This is a genomic window from Niabella beijingensis, from assembly GCF_020034665.1.
Lineage (GTDB): Bacteria > Bacteroidota > Bacteroidia > Chitinophagales > Chitinophagaceae > Niabella > Niabella beijingensis.
In genome coordinates this window covers 1,439,869-1,460,498 of sequence record NZ_JAIQDI010000002.1, presented here as the reverse complement: position 1 = coordinate 1,460,498, position 20,630 = coordinate 1,439,869, and the positions used below count along the sequence as shown (strand labels likewise).

19 protein-coding genes are annotated in these 20,630 nt (G+C 40.2%); 7 read left to right on the top strand and 12 right to left on the bottom strand.

From position 1 onward, the window contains the following. Positions 1 to 230 precede the first annotated feature (230 nt). Positions 231 to 806: a DUF308 domain-containing protein gene (locus K7B07_RS22145; protein ID WP_223712723.1), complete on the top strand. Its 576-nt coding sequence runs from the start codon at positions 231 to 233 to the stop codon at positions 804 to 806. A 42-nt stretch (positions 807 to 848) separates the two neighbouring features. Here the strand turns inward: K7B07_RS22145 and K7B07_RS22140 are convergent, their stop codons facing one another. From K7B07_RS22140 to K7B07_RS22130, 3 genes are all read right to left on the bottom strand, one after another. After that, the gene (locus K7B07_RS22140) at positions 849 to 2,147 is read right to left on the bottom strand and encodes an acetyl-CoA hydrolase/transferase family protein (protein ID WP_223712722.1); all 1,299 of its coding nucleotides are present in this window, start codon (positions 2,145 to 2,147) and stop codon (positions 849 to 851) included. A gap of 31 nt (positions 2,148 to 2,178) precedes the next feature. After that, complete coding sequence (locus K7B07_RS22135) at positions 2,179 to 2,589, bottom strand: hypothetical protein (protein WP_223712721.1); 411 nt, start codon at positions 2,587 to 2,589, stop codon at positions 2,179 to 2,181. Positions 2,590 to 2,741: 152 nt separating this feature from the next. Further along, on the bottom strand, positions 2,742 to 3,560 hold the full coding sequence (locus K7B07_RS22130; protein WP_223712720.1) for a universal stress protein: 819 nt from the start codon (positions 3,558 to 3,560) through the stop codon (positions 2,742 to 2,744). 420 nt (positions 3,561 to 3,980) lie between these two features. On the opposite strand from K7B07_RS22130, the gene K7B07_RS22125 reads away from it, so the two are divergent. From K7B07_RS22125 to K7B07_RS22115, 3 genes are all read left to right on the top strand, one after another. Next, on the top strand, positions 3,981 to 4,334 hold the full coding sequence (locus K7B07_RS22125) for an Hsp20/alpha crystallin family protein (RefSeq protein WP_223712719.1): 354 nt from the start codon (positions 3,981 to 3,983) through the stop codon (positions 4,332 to 4,334). A 7-nt stretch (positions 4,335 to 4,341) separates the two neighbouring features. Beyond that, complete coding sequence (locus K7B07_RS22120; RefSeq protein ID WP_223712718.1) at positions 4,342 to 4,992, top strand: BON domain-containing protein; 651 nt, start codon at positions 4,342 to 4,344, stop codon at positions 4,990 to 4,992. 432 nt (positions 4,993 to 5,424) lie between these two features. Further along, positions 5,425 to 6,483, top strand: a complete 1,059-nt coding sequence (locus K7B07_RS22115; protein ID WP_223712717.1) for a response regulator — start codon at positions 5,425 to 5,427, stop codon at positions 6,481 to 6,483. On the opposite strand, the gene K7B07_RS22110 is transcribed toward K7B07_RS22115, so the two are convergent. From K7B07_RS22110 to K7B07_RS22095, 4 genes are all read right to left on the bottom strand, one after another. Then, positions 6,476 to 6,817, bottom strand: a complete 342-nt coding sequence (locus K7B07_RS22110; RefSeq protein ID WP_223712716.1) for a hypothetical protein — start codon at positions 6,815 to 6,817, stop codon at positions 6,476 to 6,478. The two genes, K7B07_RS22115 and K7B07_RS22110, sit on opposite strands and share 8 nt — an antisense overlap. Positions 6,818 to 7,058: 241 nt before the next feature. Beyond that, on the bottom strand, positions 7,059 to 8,072 hold the full coding sequence (locus K7B07_RS22105) for a zinc-dependent alcohol dehydrogenase family protein (protein WP_223712715.1): 1,014 nt from the start codon (positions 8,070 to 8,072) through the stop codon (positions 7,059 to 7,061). Between the two features lie 659 nt (positions 8,073 to 8,731). Further along, positions 8,732 to 9,244, bottom strand: coding sequence for a pyridoxamine 5'-phosphate oxidase family protein (locus K7B07_RS22100; protein WP_223712714.1), 513 nt, complete (start codon positions 9,242 to 9,244; stop codon positions 8,732 to 8,734). Between the two features lie 236 nt (positions 9,245 to 9,480). Next, positions 9,481 to 9,930 (bottom strand): hypothetical protein, encoded by a 450-nt coding sequence (locus tag K7B07_RS22095; RefSeq protein ID WP_223712713.1) that lies wholly within the window; start codon positions 9,928 to 9,930, stop codon positions 9,481 to 9,483. A gap of 381 nt (positions 9,931 to 10,311) precedes the next feature. Here K7B07_RS22095 and K7B07_RS22090 point away from each other — a divergent pair, with 381 nt between their 5' ends. The 3 genes from K7B07_RS22090 to K7B07_RS22080 all read left to right on the top strand — a co-directional run bounded on the left by K7B07_RS22090 (position 10,312) and on the right by K7B07_RS22080 (position 14,637). Next, positions 10,312 to 11,148, top strand: a complete 837-nt coding sequence (locus K7B07_RS22090; RefSeq protein WP_223712712.1) for a universal stress protein — start codon at positions 10,312 to 10,314, stop codon at positions 11,146 to 11,148. A 664-nt stretch (positions 11,149 to 11,812) separates the two neighbouring features. Continuing rightward, complete coding sequence (locus K7B07_RS22085; RefSeq protein ID WP_223712711.1) at positions 11,813 to 12,457, top strand: hypothetical protein; 645 nt, start codon at positions 11,813 to 11,815, stop codon at positions 12,455 to 12,457. Positions 12,458 to 13,047: 590 nt separating this feature from the next. Next, positions 13,048 to 14,637 carry a sensor histidine kinase gene (locus K7B07_RS22080; protein WP_223712710.1) on the top strand — a complete coding sequence of 530 codons (1,590 nt, stop codon included), beginning with the start codon at positions 13,048 to 13,050 and terminating at the stop codon, positions 14,635 to 14,637. A 141-nt stretch (positions 14,638 to 14,778) separates the two neighbouring features. Here K7B07_RS22080 and K7B07_RS22075 read toward each other — a convergent pair whose 3' ends face one another. From K7B07_RS22075 to K7B07_RS22055, 5 genes are all read right to left on the bottom strand, one after another. Continuing rightward, positions 14,779 to 15,219 carry an Hsp20/alpha crystallin family protein gene (locus tag K7B07_RS22075; RefSeq protein ID WP_223712709.1) on the bottom strand — a complete coding sequence of 147 codons (441 nt, stop codon included), beginning with the start codon at positions 15,217 to 15,219 and terminating at the stop codon, positions 14,779 to 14,781. Between the two features lie 148 nt (positions 15,220 to 15,367). Continuing rightward, the gene (gene ppsA, locus K7B07_RS22070; protein WP_223712708.1) at positions 15,368 to 17,752 is read right to left on the bottom strand and encodes a phosphoenolpyruvate synthase; all 2,385 of its coding nucleotides are present in this window, start codon (positions 17,750 to 17,752) and stop codon (positions 15,368 to 15,370) included. Positions 17,753 to 17,887: 135 nt separating this feature from the next. After that, positions 17,888 to 18,703: a universal stress protein gene (locus tag K7B07_RS22065; RefSeq protein ID WP_223712707.1), complete on the bottom strand. Its 816-nt coding sequence runs from the start codon at positions 18,701 to 18,703 to the stop codon at positions 17,888 to 17,890. A gap of 205 nt (positions 18,704 to 18,908) precedes the next feature. After that, the gene (locus tag K7B07_RS22060) at positions 18,909 to 19,745 is read right to left on the bottom strand and encodes a universal stress protein (RefSeq protein ID WP_223712706.1); all 837 of its coding nucleotides are present in this window, start codon (positions 19,743 to 19,745) and stop codon (positions 18,909 to 18,911) included. 33 nt (positions 19,746 to 19,778) lie between these two features. After that, positions 19,779 to 20,552 carry a hypothetical protein gene (locus tag K7B07_RS22055; RefSeq protein ID WP_223712705.1) on the bottom strand — a complete coding sequence of 258 codons (774 nt, stop codon included), beginning with the start codon at positions 20,550 to 20,552 and terminating at the stop codon, positions 19,779 to 19,781. Between the last annotated feature and the right edge of the window lie 78 nt (positions 20,553 to 20,630).

Below are 20,630 nucleotides of genomic sequence, written 5' to 3'. Positions count from 1 at the left end.
AACTACGGTAACCACTGTCGCTTATCTATGACAATAATCAACTTGCCCAATGATGCTGATTAAACATCAAATGCCGTTAGTCCCATCAATTTATTTCGAACAAACAACTATGACTGGAATCATGGTGATATCAGGTCCTTCTCATTGGATGGCACTTTGACAAAATATATCTTGTCATTTCGGCGACAAAAAAACAAGTCGTCCATTTTAATTTAAATAAATGCCTTACTATGCAACCAGTAACAATTAAACCCAGGACAAATAGGCTACCATTATGGCCGATAACCCCGATCGCAAGTATACTATTGATTGGAATAAGTGTTTATATTTTTACTTATCCCTGGGATAGCTATCTTCAGCTAATCAAACTTTCAGGGATTGGAATTCTGTTAAATGGCTTATTACTCATAGTTTTATACTATATCGAGGGAGCACTTCTTACTCGCTCTATCTGGTTGCTTATGGAGAGTGTATTAAATAGTTTATTCGGCGCACTGATGCTGTTCAATCCTTTGTTAAATTTCCTTCTTTTTTCATATTTTACCAGCATCTGGGCAATCTGTTGGGGTTGCCTGAAAATTGTGCAATCTCTATTTCAAAAAAAAGAGCTCAGAGGATGGTACCTCTTATCTGCCGAAGGTGCGTGTGCAATTGTAATTGGAGGGATACTGCTGCATCTCCCATTTATAAAGGCAAGACAAACTATTCAATGGATCTGCCTCCTGTTATTTCTTATAGGGTTCTTAAATATCTTCATCAATCTGAAAAACAAAACATTTAAAAAGAATCTTCCAATTATCCTTTAATCAACAACAGCAAACAGACTTCAGAGCACCCCAAAATATAAATCATTTAACCTCCGCGTATAATTTCCGGAATCGTTCGTAATAGGCCTGCTCTAACACCGCTCTATGATCAGGATGTGCAATACTAATTAGCAACCGGGCCCGTTGCTCCATATTCCGGCCATACAGATTCACAATCCCGAATTCAGTAGCAATATAATGAACATGTCCTCTGGTAGTAACCACTCCTGCACCCGGTTTTAAAAAAGGTACAATTCTTGAAATACCTGTACGCGTTATAGAAGGCATTGCAATGATAGGTTTTCCTCCTTCTGATAAAGAGGCTCCCCGCATAAAATCCATTTGTCCCCCAATTCCTGAATATTGAAAGGTACCAATGGAATCTGCACAGATCTGACCCGTAAGATCAATCTCAATGGCACTGTTAATCGCCACTACTTTTGGATTTCTACGAATTACATCACTGTCATTTACAAAAGCGACGTTCATGCAATTTACAAACGGGTTATCATTGACAAAATCATAGACTTTTCGTGTGCCAAGGATAAAACTGGTTACGATTCTGCCTGGTTGTACTTTTTTATATTCATTGGTAATTACCCCCTTTTCCACTAAGGGCACCAGCCCATCCGAAAACATTTCTGTATGTACTCCCAGATCTTTATGTCCTGAAAGTTGCTGCAAGACTGCATCCGGGATTGTTCCGATGCCCATTTGCAGAGTGGCCTCATCTTCAATTAAAGAAGCTACATTTTTACCAATTTTGATTGCGGTTTCGTCTACTTCAAGACTGTAGTCGATTTCAGGAAGTGGGCTGTCTTCCCAAACCATAGCCGTGAATTCAGAATAATGGATAATCCCATCCCCCATAACTCTTGGCATTTGTGGATTGACCTGTGCGATTACTACCGGCGCCATCCTGGTAGCACAAAGAGCTGCATCCACAGAGGTCCCTAAGGTACAATAGCCATGCCGGTCAGGAGGTGAAACCTGTACCATCGCAACGTCCAGCCGCAAAAGGCCTTCTTCAAACAAAGCGGGGATCTCGCTGAGGAAAACGGGAACATAATTTCCATTGCGTCCATTTACCCATTCACGTACATTCGAAGAAACAAATAAAGAATTTATGAAAAAGCCGTTATTAATCACTTTGGGCCGATTCCATTCTATTTCTCCATAGGTACTGATACAGGTCAGCTCAATGTTTTTAATTATTCCTGCCTTAGCCAATAATTTGTTCAACAGGAACCTGGGAGTTGCAGCGCTGCCATGAACAAAAACACGGTCCCCGCTTTTGACAAGACCTAATGCGGTATCTGCATTCTCATAATGGATTTCCATCTTTTCCGTTTTAATTCCTGTTCAATAGCTGCTAGTCGTCTTCTTGCAAATCAAAATCTTCCGGCTTATCAGGCACGGTAAGCTTACTGTCTTCGTATCCTTTTTCATTCTGCTGTTGCAAGGTCCAATCGTCCGTCTCGGTTGTCTGGATCCATACACGACCAGAGAAACGCATTACCTGTACAGCTATACCTGTTTTTTGAAAAAATTCTGATTCAAAATCGGCCACAGTCTGATTGCCTCCGGCATTAATAGACTGATTGCCAGTCATGGACGCCTCTTTTTTGACCAATGATTGCTTGCCTAACTTGTCATTGAACCATGAGGCCTCTCCCTGCAGATGAGGATGTCTATAAAACTCAAGTTTTAAATACGGATACTGTTCGTGAAAACTTGACTGGATATCTTCCATTGATGTATGCTCATCAAAATTAATATTCATATTCTTATTTTATTCTTCAAAATTATTCTATCATACGACAGATTTTAATGACATTCGTCATCTCCGAAGATTACAGGTATCAACATTTTCGTCTAAAATTCCACCACTATATGTAATGATCATCAAAGAATTAACCCGGTGCTTAGTATTCGCTATGGATGAAGTGCCATAATGGGCACGCTACAGTGAAGGACAAGTTTTTTGGTATGAGTGGGGAAAATCAGCTCTTCGAATAACGAATATTCTCCGGGAAAAAGAACCAATAAGTCAAATCCATTGTTTTCAACATACTCCATTATACTTTTTGAAGTCTTTTTACCTTCCAGGCAGTGGAATACAGGTGCCAGACGCGAAAATTCCATTTGAGATTTCAGGGTCTTAATGCGTAACTGAAGAAGATCCTTTTCCCCTATAATTACGCTAATTACATGCAATTCCGCACCAAAATCAGAAATAAGCTGACCAATTTTTTCAATAAACGATCGGTCCATTGGGTTTTGAAAATCCCAGGCAAGTGCAACTTTTTTTATTTCTGAAAACCTCATCTTGCAGGGCACTGCGAGCGATGTACATGGTAAATGCTGCATTTCATAGACAGCATGTCCACCCAACACCAGTTTTTCCATTATGGAAGTTCCCTGGCTACCCATTATGACGATATAGGGTCTGACGTACTCACAAAACGATTTCACCTCCGAAAAAAAATTGCCATTGCGCACTTCACTAAATATATTGAGGTCACCTCTGGTTCTTTCGTGAATTTTCACTTTTAATTTTATCAATTCTGCTTCCGCATTGAGACGCTCATCATCAATATCCAGGGATACCGGCACCTGGGTAAAATTAACCGGCAAATCGCAAACATATAATAGGAATAGGCTTGCTTTACAGGTCATTGCCACTTCAACGGCATAGTTAACTGCATTAAAAGCAGCTTTAGAAAAATCTACCAGAACAAGTATTGTTTTCATAAACATTATTTTATTAAGACCCAGAAAATCCGGGGCAGCTCAACTCCAGATTGGAAACCTGAAGCAGATTAAAAATAAAATCAGCCTTTTTTTGAATCAATGAGATTAATCAGGTCGCTTTCTGATCATTATTAACAGGCTACCATGAACGAATAAAAAATATACGGCCAAGGAAATACATCTTTTGAGGAAAATACAGCAGCACAGGATCTTACAAAGACTAATATCCGTCAAATGAATCAATGATTTTGGTCATTGTAACCCTTCATTTTTGTTCTTATTTTAGAAAAGGAAATGTTTTATTATATTTTTTGAAAACGCTCACTACCAGCGATGTCAAAAGAATCCTTTTTTAAAAGATTTTATTTTATTCCCCGGATCATTGATCATTTCTTTCTTCCATGGACAGCCTGGTTAAGAATGAACGGCTTTATTGAGCAAACGACGGTACCGGCATTAAAAGTTTCTGACGAAAAAGATCTTTACAAAATCACCGTCGCAGCGCCCGGTATTCACAAAAATGATTTTTTGCTTAAGACAATCCGCGATGAGCTTATCATTAAAATATTAAATGACAGGAAGCAGATAGTGCAAAAGGATCCGGTTTCAAAGAAAAAAGACCATTGTGACTTCTCTTGTTCCATCATTTTACCACGCGAAGTAAAACAAAGCATGATTGCTGCTCATTTGGATGAAGGTGCCCTTTCCATTTACCTGCCTAAAACGTCAAAATGCCCGGATCTGAAGACAACTATATTTTCTAACTATAAATAGCAATAGAATGAAATCAGATAAAACAATTCAGCAGGATGTAATAGCAGCCCTTCAGTGGGAACCCATCCTTAATGCCGAAGAAATCGGTGTTGCAGTAACGAATGGAGTCGTAACGCTGAGTGGACATGTTGATAAGTACATAAAGAAATGGAAAGCAGAATCTGTCGCCAAAAGAGTTAAAAACGTAAAGGCCGTCGCAATAAACATTTCTGTTGAAATCTCGGCCAGCGACAACAGCAATGATACAGAAATAGGCGAAGCCATCATCAACGCTTTCCGTTGGAACAGCCTGATACCGCAGGACAAAATTAAGGTTAAAGTGGAAAACGGTTATGTAACGCTGGAAGGGGGTGTTGAGTGGCAATACCAAAAACAAGAAGCATACAACACGATCAAACCGTTGCTTGGAGTCAAAGAAGTTTATAATTTACTATCCGTTAAACCTGCAATTAGTAAAGCATTGGTGAAAGATCAAATTAAAAAAGCAATGACCCGGAATGCCGATATTAAATCCAGTAAAATAGACATCGACATCTCTGGTAGAAAAGTCATTCTAAAAGGATCCGTTGGGACCTGGCAGGAGCGAACGCTGATTGAAAACGCGGCATGGTGTTCGCCAGGAGTAACCAACGTAATTGATGAGATCGAAGTCCGGTAATCGAGCAGCAGCCTATCACGGAATGCTGTTTGAGGCATTAAAAACCGGATGCTGGAAGTGCCCGGCATTTACTACTCCACCGGTGTATTTATAGTTTCTGTCATTTTTTATAATAAAATGATAATCAACATTTTAAATTATTTTATAACAAATAAAATCGCATTTATCAAATATAAAGGAAATATAAATTAACCCATCAATTTATTGGTATATTTGTTAAACCAAAGGATATTTAAAGGTACGGTTAGCAGGTCAGTTCATATTAATACATTGACACTCCCCTGACAATAATTTCCTCTTGAATGTCGGCCAGACAACCACATTTGATCGCTTTTGGAGTCAGGATTTGGATCAGCCAATTTTGGAAATTGCTATTTGGAATTATCATCAGTTGCCTTTGGTATTTTTCTTACATTAAGAACACTTAGCACAATGACAAGAATATTGCTTATCGAAGACAATCCAGAAATAAGAGAAAACATGACCGAAATTCTGGAGCTTGCAGGTTATGAAGTATTTACGGCTCCAAACGGGAAAGACGGTGTTGATACCGCCATCAGGGAGCAACCTAATCTCATTCTCTGCGATATTATGATGCCGGTGCTGGACGGTTATGGCGTGCTGCATATGGTGCAGAAACACCCCCAACTGCAAAGCGTTCCGTTCATATTTCTTACCGCAAAATCCGAAAGGAATGAAATCCGCAAGGGAATGGAATCCGGAGCAGATGATTATATCACGAAACCGTTTGATAGTACAGAATTGTTGAATGCGATCGAAATGCGTTTAAAAAAGATTGAACGACTAAAACAGCCGTTCCAGGGCAATCTGGAAGGTGTCAATGAGCTGATAACTGTTACCTATGGTAAAGATTACCTGGAAGAACTCAGAAAAGACAGGAATATTAACCGGTATAAAAAGAAACAGGTTATTTATTCTGAGGGCAATCACCCCTCCCGCTTATATTATATACAAAAAGGAAAGGTAAAAACTTTTAAGCGTAACGATGATGGGAAAGAACTTATTGTCGGGCTATACGCCGAAGGAGATTTCCTGGGCTATCTACCCCTGATGGAAGGGAGAACTTATCGTGAAACTGCTGAAGCTATGGAGGAAGTAGAACTCTCAATTATTCCCCGATCCGAATTTGAAGAATTGCTCGGCAGTAATCCCACCGTGATGAAAAAGTTTATGGGCATATTGGCTCGTAATGTTGATGAAAAAGCTGAACAATTACTTGCAGTCGCTTACAATTCATTACGAAAAAAAGTAGCAGATACTCTGGTCACCCTCAACAGAAAATACAACAAGGATAACGATGAAAGTTTTCATATCGATTTGTCGCGTGAAAACCTGGCCGCAATAGCAGGCGTAGCAAAAGAATCGCTGATCCGTATGCTCAGTGAACTGAAAGAAGAAAAACTAATTGGTCTGCAAGGAAGCAAGATAAAAATTCTGAATTATCCCAAACTGGAGGACATGTTCAACTAAACTCGCTTCTATTAAGAAAGGCAATAAAAGACAATTTCATTTTTTGAAATTCGACCTGTAACTGTTTCACAGCTTTTTCCAGCATCTTATATTGTGCTTTATCCTCATCTGTCATTTCATTAACCGATGTTTCTTCCCGTAATACTACGATATCCCTTCGCAACAAATCAATAACCAGGTCTTTTTCTATAAACTGCTGTTGAAATAACTCAGCTTTCTCAACAAAATCAGAAGACACTTGCCCGCTGATAGCTTTCGAAAGCCAATCCTTAAGTTGAACATTATCCATCTTAAGTTCCGTTAAAATGGTGATCCATTTCCTGTCTTCTTTCATATAAAATTTCTATTCCTTTCAAACGGCCTTATTCTATTTATCTTTTCAGCATCTGTTTAAAGGTAATGTTCGCTATCACGTATGATCCTAATTTAAATCATCGGTTTACAAGATTGAGGTCATTGTTATTCAGAAAACGTTGTATACCAGCATGTTTGAGATCGATGACGGAGTCATACTGCACTTTCTGACACCCTGATTGATCATTTGTGATCATAGCCAGGGCTAACTCAACGTCGGCTTAATCCTGTGGCATTACCAATACAGCAGCACCTTGCACGCTACCCTTGCGGAGCGCATCAAGCGCATCATTAGCCCGCTGAAGCTCAAAAAGCTGAACAGAAGCCTTTACAGGAACCTTAGGCGCAAGTTCCAGGTACTCCCGCCCATCGCTTCGTTTTAAATTGGCGACCGAACAAATTGTGCGTTCCTGCCATAAAAGATCGTATGAGAAAGAAGGGATATCAGACATATGGATTCCCCCACATACAACAATTCCTCCCCTATCAACATCAGCCAGTGCCTTGGGGACCAGTGGACCATGAGGAGCAAAGATAATTGCAGCATCTAAAGGTTTCGGCGGATCCTGTAAAGAATCTCCAGCCCAAACTGCACCGGCCTGGCGGGCAAACCTCTGGCCGTCGGTATCGCCCGGACGGGTGAAGGCATATATTTCTTTTCCTTCAAAGATAGCCAGCTGTAACAGCAGGTGGGCAGCCGCTCCAAAACCATATAACCCGATCCGACGCGCTGTGCCAGGCACCTTCCGGTAGGACCGGTAACCAATCAGGCCGGCACATAAAAGTGGTGCAGCGGCGGCGTCATGAAAGCTTTCAGTTAATGGGAAACAAAACTGCTCCCAGGCCACAGTATAAGAAGCATACCCTCCGTCTATATTATACCCTGTATAGATCGCATGCTCACAAAGGTTCTCACGGCCACTGCAGCAATAACTGCATACACCGCATGTATGGCCCAACCAGGGAACTCCGATCCAATCGCCTTCTTTTAGTTGCCGGACATTTGGTCCGGCGCTTACTACATATCCGACGATCTCATGACCGGGCACCAGTGGCAATTTAGGCTGCAATAACTCACCGTCAATAATATGCAGGTCTGTCCGGCATACGCCGCAGGCTAATACTTTAACAAGCACTTGTCCTTCCTGTGGCAGCGGCATAGGCAATGTGGCATATTGTAATGGTTCACCTTGCTGATATAGCACCATTGCATTTATAGTACTTGGTAAATTCATAATCGATGAAAATTAAGTTTTGAAAGAAAATAGTCAATTAGAGTAGGCCATAAAGCTGAAAACATGGTTCATAAATTTTACGAACCGTTTACTATCGCTCTTAAATTTTTTAAATATAATTCACCAAATTTCGTATTATGCGAGCAACACTAAAATGACATAAGAGAATATCGCTGCTGATTTAAATCATTAAGGCTCGGCACTATCAGACAAAAGCGAATATCATTTCGTTAAAATAAAATTGAAAATTTTATTGCCAAAAACAAAGCAATGACAAATCACAACTTTTATCAGCATCTGCGATGACCAGGTTCATTGTATTACAGTTATCCTGACAATAGCTTTGGGTATCCATTCATCCAAATCAGTTTATATCATGGAAGCATACCCGTATATAAGTAAAGAAAAGTTAATGGCTTTTATAACAAGCGCCTTTATTATTAGTTCTGTTTTGTTTTTTGGCCGCCATATAATCAAAGACGCCTTTATTGACCTGTTTTGGAAGCTATACGACATGGTCGTTAAGGCTCGTTAAGAACAGGCATCCTTATATTTTGAGGTGGATCCGGAAATTTACGGAAAACCATTACAGCCTTATCCATATTAAGGCCGGAATTATTTTTTGTAGTCTACAGTTATAGATGAAATGTGAGAGCCATCTATAAAGAATCAATATAGTTTTCCCTGGCATCCGGGTATCTCCATTTCAGCGTTCCCAGGTCATTTGTACCAATGGCACAACGGCCTGTCATTTGCTTCAGTTCTATACAAAAAAGGATACCATCTTTATCAGAATCTGAAATAGCAAACGGCCAGTAGGAAGATTTCAGGAGGTCGTCGCTTCCCACTTTGGCTGCAATCCGTGCCTGTAATACACGAATCGCGTTCTGGCGGTCCTCTGCTGAGTTCAGCTCCTTAAATTTCCCCCAGCAAACAACGCTTTCCCACTTCACCATTGTCTCAATATTCTCTACCTGAAAGCATACATCTGGATTTTCACGCATTATTTTTAGTTTTAGCCCTTCAGCCGTTCGGCCAAAAACGCAGCCTTGAGCATAGGCATAACAAATAGGGACAACATAGGTAAGACCATTGGCGTGACAACCGATATGGCCGAAAACCCGATGCTGCAATACACTTTCAATCTGATTCCTGCTTAATTCCTGAAACATTGCTGATACTTAAATAAATTAAAAAAACTAGATTACTATCAACCACTACCCCGATCCCACCACTAATAACTTTCCGGCTAATTAATGCTAATTCCGGAGATATCGAATACAAGTAAAGTTGCGCTATATAGCAAGCAGATTACAATGATTATTATCAACAATTCAGCTAACATCTGTTAAATTGACTAAAGAGCATATAACCCGGCAATCAGGGAAAGTTTTATTGATATCATAGGTTATTCCAGCGCCATTTCAAGACAGTCAGGGGCATCCTGGTAAAGTTTCTTTATCAAATAACCCACGTGCTGCCACAAATTGGAAATAGCTGAAGAATGATGTTTCCGGGCGTAGAAACACTTTGCCTGTAAGGTTCTAAACTTTATCAGGACTTTATTTGAGGCCACGTTCGCGCTGCAGTCGACAGAAGCGGTTCCACAAAGGTCAATGCTCCATTGTATGCCTTTTTTATGAAAATGTAATTGAGCTGGAAATTGTTCACGCATACCGTTGATATCAAGATAAGGCCTTTCAATAAAAAAGTATATATTCCCATGCAAATCAAAATCAAATACTCTGATCAGGGAAGTCGGGCATCGCAACACCTGGTCACTCTGATCCCGAAACAGGGCAGTATCTAATTCCATAATTTTGCTCATTAAAAATTCTGTTTGGATCTTTGTATTCATTGTATGATTCTTTGTGGCCAAATTAGATCAGATGATACCGAAAATCTATGATTGCTGTCGATCGGGATCGTGACGGTCATCACCATAATTAAAGTCCGAAAGAAGAACCAATAAAACGACCAGTCATCATTTCTGATTCCATGAGCTGCCGGAACTCCGTTAATACGCCTGCATCACTGATACCATCCCCTGAAGCCCCGTATATCTGATGCCCAAAGACTCCAGTAATTTTTTTATCCAACACCGGTCAAATTGTGATCACAATCAGTCAAAATATTAATTTTCCTCAATAAGAAAGCAATATTGGCTATATAGCTTTGTATACAACCTTGAGAAGAAAGGATGAAACCTTACTGTTCAAGCAAAATAAAATTTCTCATCATGAAAAAATATATTGTAGCATTTGACGGCCTTAAATATTCGGAAAGTGTTAGAGACTATGCCATCCAGCTTGCAACACAAAACAATGCACATTTAATCGGGGTTTTCCTTGATGATTTTATGCACCACAGTTACAAAATAGCTGAATTGCTAAAGCAAGACGGCGAATTTGAAGCAAAACGAAAGAAATACGAACAGAAGGACGAAAAGATGAGAGATCAGTCTGTGTCTGATTTCGAAAAGGCCTGCCAGCATGCATCGCTAACCTATTCGCTGCATCGTAATAAATGTGTCGCCATACAAGAGTTATTGCATGAAAGTATTTTTGCCGATCTTTTATTAATTGACAGCACAGAAACCCTCACGTCATACACTGAAAAAATTCCGAGTATGTTTATCCGCGACCTGCTAAGCGGTGTGTACTGCCCCGTTATCCTGGTACCACATTCCTTTAAGCCGATCAACAAAGTAATATTATTATATGATGGCGAGCCGTCGTCTGTACATGCTATCAAAATGCTTAGCTATACACTGGACGCTTTGAAGCAATTGCCAACGACAGTATTAACAGTAAAGGCAGACGACGAGACACTGCATTTTCCTGACAATAAATTACTTAAAGAATTCCTGAAACGCCATTTCCCGAAGGCCCAATATACTGCGCTGAAAGGAGCTCCTGAAACGGAAATTATCAATTATCTGAAACGGGAGAAAGAAGGGATATTTATAGCCTTAGGCGCTTATAGCCGTAGCGCGGTCAGCCGTTGGTTCCGGACCAGTATGGCTGATGTATTAATGAAAGAAATGAAGTATCCTTTATTTGTTGCACACACCTAATACGGGAAAAAAGAGAAACTGGAATCTACTTCAACAAGCAATCACACTGGGCATATTGAAGCGCAAAAAAAAGGTATTCACAGAAGCCCAACTAAAATGCCAGGTTCTGTTATCCAATTTGATTAACAAAAGGCAGGCTTTTCAGCCTGCCTTAAACCGATGACCACAGTTTATGGTCTTTTACAACGTTTATTCTGTGGTGACCTAATCAATTCAGTTGTATCCTGGTTAAGTTAACAGTTTTTATTCTGCGTTTAAAATATTCAGCTTACTGCCCTTTAAACAGATATATCTGAACTCCTTACTTTCCGACTGCAATTGAATTGAATCTAGTATAAAGATAAACGCTCCGAATAGGCCAATAAAATGACAACGGTCAACAATTCCGGCAATTGTCATCATTTTTCCTCCATAATGAATGGCCATATTGTCATTGGTAATAGAGCGATCTCTATGATTACAGAAACATTATACTAAAAAACATATAATCATCTGGTTCATTGATAATGCTCATTTTTTCTTGACCAGGGTCCACGCTATCTTACAATGTATATAATGGACATTTTCTAATTGGCATCGAAAAGTGATGCAATAGCGTTCGGTCTGATAGAAACATTCAACAAAGGATTAAAACTTGGTAGCAAATATTGAAAACTCAGATGTTATGAAGAAGAATATCAACTCAAAATTACTTTTCCTGCTGTTTTTATTTTTTGGTCAGTGCTTATTCATTTCCTGTGGCTCTTCAATTCGTCTAACAGCATCCTGGAGCGATAAGGATAGTCGGGCAATAAAGTTTTCCAAAATATTAGTTGTGGCTATCGGGCAGGATCTGCCAAAGAGAAAGCTGGAGGAAGATCAGATAAAGAGGGAGTTGTGGGCAAATTCTATACCTGCAATGACAAGTCTTGATGAATTTGGTCCTGATTTTGCGACCCAACAGGATTCTACAAAGATGAGAGAGGCGTTATTGTCCAAACAATTCGATGGCATATTGACGGTAAGAGTGCTGGACAGTCAGGAGCATGATCGATGGGTTCCAGGTAATGGTTATTATACTCCGGTTGATTTTTATCATAGATTTTACGGTTATTGTTATAGGGTATGGGAGTCTTATAGAGATCCGGGATATATGATAATAAATTTAGAAGTTTTGTTAGAAAGCAATCTGTACCAAGTGTCTGCAGGAACACTTTTATGGTCTGGGCAATCCAAAGCATTCAGCAGAGATCTCACGCAGACTATGGCTGCCAGCTATGCACATTATATAGTTAAGAATATGCTTCGTAGAGGTATAATCTCTATATAATTCAAATCATGAACGTTGCTATGTAATTTTTAATGGCCGGTTTGTACCAGCGTTGACAATATGGCAAAAAGCAATGGCAAATTGAGGTTCCCTATGAGCAGAAAACAGTGCAAGGAGGTCTTTCCAGATTCGTTCCCAATTCAGTTCTGCATAAAAAGGCAGGCTTTCAGCCTGCCTTAAACCGATGACCACAGTTTATGGTCTTTTACAACGTTTATTCTGTGGAAACTTAATCAATTCAGTTGTGTCCCGGTTAAGCTAACAGTTTTTTTTCTGCGTTTAAAATATTCAGTTTACTGCCCTTTAATACAGCTATATCTGAAATTCTTACTTTCCGACTGCAATTGAATTGAATCTGGTACAAATATAAACCTGATAAGGGAGGCAAATAAATGACAGTGATTAACTATTTGCTGATTATTATTATTGTTTTGAGTCTCGCAGAGGATTAATAGCTTATTATAAAAAAACAACATTCCCAGGTTAAGCAACCATTTAACCAACAGAAAGCAATTCGCTGATTATCAAAATATTATTGTTAAAAAATAACAAGTAATAATCATTACCTTTGAGTTGCCAAATCAACAGTCATGAATAAGGATACCGGCATTGGATTCGACGTCCTCTTCACCAATGCATCATTAGGCATAATGGTAGCAAATGAGCTAGGAGTCATTGTATTAGTAAACCCATTTCTTCTCAAACAATTTGGCTATTCAGAAAAAGAATTGCTTGGGCAGAAAATTGAAAAATTGATTCCCGAACGCTATCATGAACGGCATGTCACTCATGTACAGCACTATAATGAGCACCCCAAAAACAGGCCCATGGGATTGGGCCTGGATTTATATGCAATCCGAAAGAATGGAACGGAATTCCCGGTAGAAGTCAGCCTGGGAAGTTACCAAACAGAACAGGGTAAATATGTGATTGCGTTCTTAAGCGATATCTCTAAAAGAAAGGAAGTAGAACAGGCCTTGCAGCGACTCAACGAAGAACTGGAACAAAAGGTCGAAGAACGAACGGTGACGCTTAAAAGCACTGTAAAACAATTAGCAGCGCTCATAGCAGAAACCGAAGCAAAGGATACCGAACTTAACCGGATTAATATATTCCTAAAAAACATCTGGAACCATGCTGAAGCCATTATTATTGTAACAGATGATGCCAGCGTTATCAGGATGATTAACCCTGCTGCCGAAAGGCTATTGCAATATAGTGGTACAGAATTGGTCGGTAAAAAGACCCCTTCCATTTTCCTGAACGAAACAGAAATATCTTTATCCAGCTTGCTTGAGAAAGCCAATAGTGGAATATCAAGTGAAGTAGAAGTATATTATGAAAGAAAAGATGATACGCACTTCCCCGTCTCTCAAACTTTTACCGCAATGCGTAACATTAAGGGAGAAATTGAAGGATACCTAATGATCGCCATGGATATCTCCAAGCGAAAGAAAGCTGAAACGGACCTGCTTGTTGCGTTGCAAAAGGAGAAAGAACTGAGTGAGTTAAAGTCGAGATTTGTGTCCATTGCTTCCCACGAATTTAGAACACCTCTTAGCACAGTACTCTCATCAGCCTATCTGATATCTAAATACGCCGAAAAGGAAGACCAGCATCGCAGAGACAAGCATATACAGCGTATTGTTTCCTCTGTAAATATGCTCACAGATATATTAAATGACTTTCTTTCTGTAGGAAAGATCGAAGAAGGCAAAATTCAATTACGGCGTAGTATATTCGATATAAAACAACACTTACAGCAGATCACAAATGAGTTGAACGGATTACTAAAAAAAAATCAGCAAATACACTACCAACACAATGGAGCATTGCAAATTGACCTGGATCCATCCCTGATGAAACACATTTTAATGAACTTGCTTTCCAATGCGATAAAATTCTCACCTGAAGATAGCGTTATCGAACTCCGAAGTACACGAACACCAGAGAACCTGAAAATATCAGTCGCTGATAAAGGCATCGGGATCTCGCAGGAAGATCAGCACCATTTGTTTGAACGATTTTTTCGTGGTGCGAACGCAGTGAATGTTCAGGGAACCGGCCTGGGGCTTCATATCGTTAGCAAATATGTTGAACTGTTAAACGGCACCATTACCTGTGACAGTCAATTGGATACAGGAACTACATTTGAGCTCAACTTTCAAATGGAATCCTAACCCTCTTTCAGTCTTAATACGCTGTTTTATATTTGCCGCCGGAAACTGGCCCATGCTTTTATAGCCCTACATCTTCGGGCAGTTTAAAGGGCGCGAAATGCGCCCTTTAATAATTACAACTGGATAAGGCAGACTTAGCTGCTATTTTACCGCTACTTTCTTTTCAACCCGTTCTTCGCCGTCTTTATTTTTGGGCAATTCCAGGGTAAGGATCCCTTTATCATAATGTGCCTCGATTGCATCCGTTTTTACATCCGAGGGAAGTGTTAGTGTACGGGAAAAGCTGGAGTAGCTGTACTCCCTGCGTCGATACTTCTTTTCATTCTCTTCATGTTCTTTTTCGGAACTAGCGCTAATAGTAAGTACATTATCATCCACATCTACGTCAAAATCGCTCTTCTCCAATCCAGGTGCAGCCACCGTTATCTTATAACGGTCTTTCTCATCAGAAACGTTCAGCGCTGGTACTGTGTCGTGATTGAAAAAATTGTTTCTTCGAAACCAATCGCTCCATGGAGTAAAAAAATCATCGACAACTCCAGGAAAAACATCTTTCAAACTGATTAAAGATTGTTTAGACATAACATCCTCCTTTGTTTTTTGTAGTTAAAATTTACTTTTTGATATTTTGCTTATAGTGATAAACTTCGATCTCTTATAAAAGTAGTTGATCAAACAGTCATCATCCAATGACCTGGATCACCTAGCTTTATGACCATTGCTGTATCTGTCAGTGTAAAGGCCTTATTTTTAGTTCTGCCTGTACCATATTGGCGATACCACTTAATAAGGCATCCGCGTTAAAAGAAATGCTATCAATGCCTGCTTCAACCAGGAACTCAGCGAAGCCCGGATCATCACTGGGTCGCTGACCACAAAGACCTATTTTCTTTCCTTGTTTATTTGCCTGAAATATCATCTCGGCAATCATCTTCATTGCCGCAGGATCTCTTTCGGAAAACAGAGGGGCTATAATTCCCGAATCCCGGTCTACGCCTAAAATCAGCTGGGTCAGATCATTGGAACCGATCGAAAAACCATCGAAGATTTTGGCAAATTCAGCAGCCAGCAGAATATTTGATGGAATTTCCGCCATCATGTACACCTCCAATCCATTCTCTCCTTGTATCAATCCCTCCTCCCTCATTACAGCAATTACCTTTTTTCCTTCTTCTGTTGTTCTGCAAAACGGGATCATAAGCTTAACATTGGTCAATCCCATTTCGTCTCTCACCTTTTTCATTGCTGCACACTCCAGCCCAAAGCCCTCCCTGTACAAAGGGTGATAGTACCGTGACGCCCCACGAAAGCCCAGCATTGGGTTCTCTTCCTTGGGCTCAAACGCGTCGCCTCCCAGCAAATGAGCATACTCATTGGTTTTAAAGTCACTCATTCTTACAATCACGTCCTTTGGGTAGAAGGCCGCAGCTATTGTTGCTACAGCCTGAGCCAGCTTCTCAATAAAATATTTCCGTTTATCTTCATATCCTGTGGTCAACCGCTCAATCTGCTTCTTAGCTGTAACATCCCGTAACGTTCCATATTGTACCAGGGCCATAGGATGAATGCGGATAACATTATTGATAATAAATTCCATGCGCAACAGTCCCACTCCTTTATTAGGATAGAATGACCAAAGAAATGCCTTATCCGGATCGCTTATGATCAACATAGGTGCTACCCGATTTGGCATCTGTATATTGCCAGGTCTGACCATTTCCTCCGTCCACTCTCCCCGCCCCCTGTAAACATATCCTTCTTTTCCTTCGGCACAGCTAATAGTTATTTGCATTCCATCTGTAATTTTCTGTGTTGCATCTCCACAACCCACTACAGCAGGAGTGCCCATTTCCCGTGCAATAATAGATGCGTGACTGGTACGGCCACCTTTGTCAGTAATTATACCCCCAGCTTTTTTTAAGAAAGGATCCCAATCCGGGCTGGTCAGCTCTGTAACCAGGATATCCCCGGGCTGTAGCCGTGTTGCTTCTGAAGGTGTATTCAGTATACGGGCCGTTCCGGAAACAATCTTATTACCTACTGCCATACCTTTGGTAACGCAGGGGTAAGTACCTTTTAACCGAAATAGGCTGAAAGCTGGTTCCTTTTTTTTACCGTGGACCGTTTCAGGCCTTGCCTGTAGTATGAATAACCCATTAGTAAACCCATCTCTGGCCCACTCTATATCCATAGGCCTTTTATAATGGTCTTCAATAACCACCGCCCAACGAGCTAATTGCTGTATCTCTTCATCGTTCAGAATAAACTTGTTCTGCATGTCTTCCGGAGTATCAGTATTTATAATCCCCGTACTACCTATATCTTCACTGAATCGCATCCATTTTTCTTTACTTCCCAAAGCCTTTTGCAAAATGGCATATTTACCCATTTTTAGCGTTGGCTTAAATACCAGAAATTCATCAGGTGTTACTGTTCCCTGTACCATATTTTCCCCAAGACCCCAGACACCCGAAATATGCACAACATCCGAAAAGCCCGTTTCCGGTTCCAGCGTAAAACAAACTCCGGAGCAGGATTTATCAGATCGAATCATCTTCTGTACGCCTACAGATAATGCTACCTTATCATGCGGGAAGCCATTTTCAATGCGGTATTTGATCGCCCGGTCCGTGTAAAGCGATGCAAAACATTTTACAACTGCCTGTAAAAGGGGCTGTTCTCCGTGTATATTAAGAAAAGATTCGTGCAATCCTGCAAAACTGGCTTCGGGAAGATCTTCTGCAGTAGCACTGCTTCTTACTGCAACAGACTCCAAAACGGGTGTGTTTATTGCTTGATATGCGCTTAGCAACTCTTCCTGAACTGCATCGGGGATATTAGCTGTCAATAACAATCCCCTGCAGGCCTTCCCTACCTCCGCCAGATTATCGTAATCGGGAACAGTCAGCTTTGCCAATAGCTGTTTTAGCGGGTATGCTAACTGATTTTCGTGTATAAAAAGGCGGAAAGCATCAGCCGTGGTGGCAAACCCTTCCGGAACCTTAATATTCAGAGTAGATAGGCAGCTGTATAATTCACCAATAGAAGCATTCTTACCCCCTACTACGGCTATGTCAGCTATCCCTATCTCGGAAAAATGTTTAATATATTTCATTCTGCTTCTAAAAAATGATCATCAACTCTTGTCTACTCTAAATCAAAACCTTAGTCGGAGGAATAATCTACCCAAAATGGCGCATCCAGACAACCGGTTGCTCTGCAAAACTTTGCCATAATGCTTTATCAATTTTCACTTTACTTCCTGGGAAATAAACATGACAGGCACCGGAGGCAATAAGATAAATGACTTTGTTATACTTTTATGAAGAATTCCATGTTTCTGAACAAACATTACCAGCAAATCAGGAGTATTTTTTGTAACATATTCCCTGATACCGTCCTCAACATCATTATTGGCTACAAAATGATAGCTCACTTTGTAGCTCCCCAGCTGCTCTTGTGTATCAATTGTAAGTGGTACCCCCCTGGAAGTCAATTCTGCAGCGGGTGACACCGCTACTATATCCACTTCAGCATTAAATAATTTTAACCAGTCCCGTAAAAACTGCCATTGAATGTGACTTCTATGCTCCAGGTCGATCGCAATACCCATCTTTTTAAAATCCTTCATCATTGCATTCGCCGGCACAACAATAACCGGGAAGGAACTATGTTTTGCAATGGGAATAGCATGTGAGCCCCACAACAACCGCTCAAACACCGTAACAAACTCAGAAGCAATAAAAATAGCCAGTGGATCTTCTTCATCACACAAAGTATCCAGCTGAGTTGCCACTGTTCCTACTTTATAAAGGGCTTTAATTTCAATCTCGTTATTTGTCCGCTTCTTCATTTCCAATGCCAATTCTGACAAGGATTTATCTGCCTCTTCTTCCGCTACCTCATAGAAATCTATGGGAACCTGTGCGTCGGTAGTTACCGGCAGAATATCGACGACATTAAAAATAACCAGGCGGCCTTTTAGTAAACAGGCCACATCCGCTGCAAAAGCAACCGCATGATTGGCGGCCTTGGAGAAGTTCGTGGCGGCAATAATAGTTTTCATATTTAAAAAATATTGATTTCTAAAAATTTATTAATCTCTTAGAGTGAGAAATGATACTTTTAATAGCTGTTCATTTAATTCTGTATTAAAAATGATCCTTATAAATACAAATCTATTTTCTGATACACTGCCACGGAATGACTCAGATCACCAGATCAATTTACCTTTGTCATCTCAAAAAACGTGACCATCCCAAAATATCCTTTTAGCAATGTGTAATAAAAACAGGCTGCTTCAATAATTGTATCAGAGGTGTTGCTGTACTGTCCTTAAATAATTGAGATAAATAGGCGCGGCCGTAGGCCCCCATAACAATAAAACAATGATCCCTTTTTTTCAAAAAATTAAACAACTCAAACGCAGGGTCTTCTCCATGTAAAACCTCATATCCTATTTGCGAATAGTATCCTTTTAGTAATTCACTAATCTGTTGCTTATAGGATACTTCCGAAACATCTCCAACCTGAACTACAATAATGCGCTTGCTGTCAAAAAAAGATAATAGGTACGCAAATTGCCGGATTGCAAATACCGATGATGCAGAACCATCATACGCTAAAATGATCTCTTCAACATACCTGATCCGCTCAGATGAAATGATTATCGGACATTCGGCTTTTTGTAGTACTCCCCTTAAAAAGGGAGATGGGAAGCGGTTTTTCTCATCAGGAAAGGACATTTTTCCTCCGGCAACAATGAGATCGGCAAACCGGCTCTCTATCAAAGCATTATCTAAATCTGCCTTCCCCAAACAGCGAACGGTGCACGTTATATTCCTTTTTGCACAGAAATCTTTAAACCGCTGAATATTAAGTGCCTGAATTTCGGTACTGGTTTCGAAACCCACGGTATCCGGTTCTCCCAGGATATCCCCACATGGAGAAGGACTTAAATCAGATAATACAGCATCATCAACATAATCAGCGTCTTCGAAAAACAAGCCCTTTAGTGAAGCCTTTGCGTTGCCTGCAATAAAACAGGCGAAGTCCAGGGCATTACAATCTAAAGAGCACGCATCTGTCATAAATATTACTTTTTTCATAATTACTATTTTTAAAACCTTGAGACCTATCACTTAATAGCCAGTTATAAACATAGGCGCTCCAAAGCAGGGAAGCGCTGTACAAGTTGCGGCAACAATCATCGCTTTCTCTGAACTCTTTTCCCCGGAAAAATACTCCAGCATATTCCCAATCTCCGGCTCCATCCTATAAAATGGATAATGACTGTTTGCTACCTCAGTTAACTGCCCTTCTTTAAGTATTGAATCGTCTCTCACGCTATCATTGGAAACGGCGACAAACAATGTCTCATTTGCTGCAAATCCAGGCAATAGATGTGAAAACTGTTTCAACGCAAGAACAGCAGCTTCGCTCCCATCAAAAGCAATAATATTCTTAGTCGGAGCAGTATACTTTTCAGGAATTACAACCACCGGACACTCACAATCTTGGAGGAGCTTTTCCAGGTATTTTCCAGGCCGACTGTCTGTGTTACCACTCTTCAATAGCTCTTCGCCAATAATGAGCAGATCCGCGAATCGGGTTTCACGTTGCAATTCTGGCAGCTCAAATTGGCCGCTATCCGAATAGAGTGTATAATTGATATTATTGCATTTGCAAAAATTTATAAACTCATAAACGATTGTAACTAATTCCCAATGCATTTTTTCATCATACAACAGTTCCTCCCTTACGGAAGAACCAGCAGACAACAGATCAATAAAATGTAATTTTGGCAAAAACAAACCGGAAAGCAAAACGGGAGTATTTCGGTTCATTTGCTTAATAAACTCAAAAACCGTCGGACTGATCGTCGCACCTTCAGAAGCAACTAATACTTTAAACATAATTGCGATTATTCTCCAAATGTATTTCCTTGCACACTGCAAAATCAATGATGATCATCACTTCCGCCGCTAACGGCC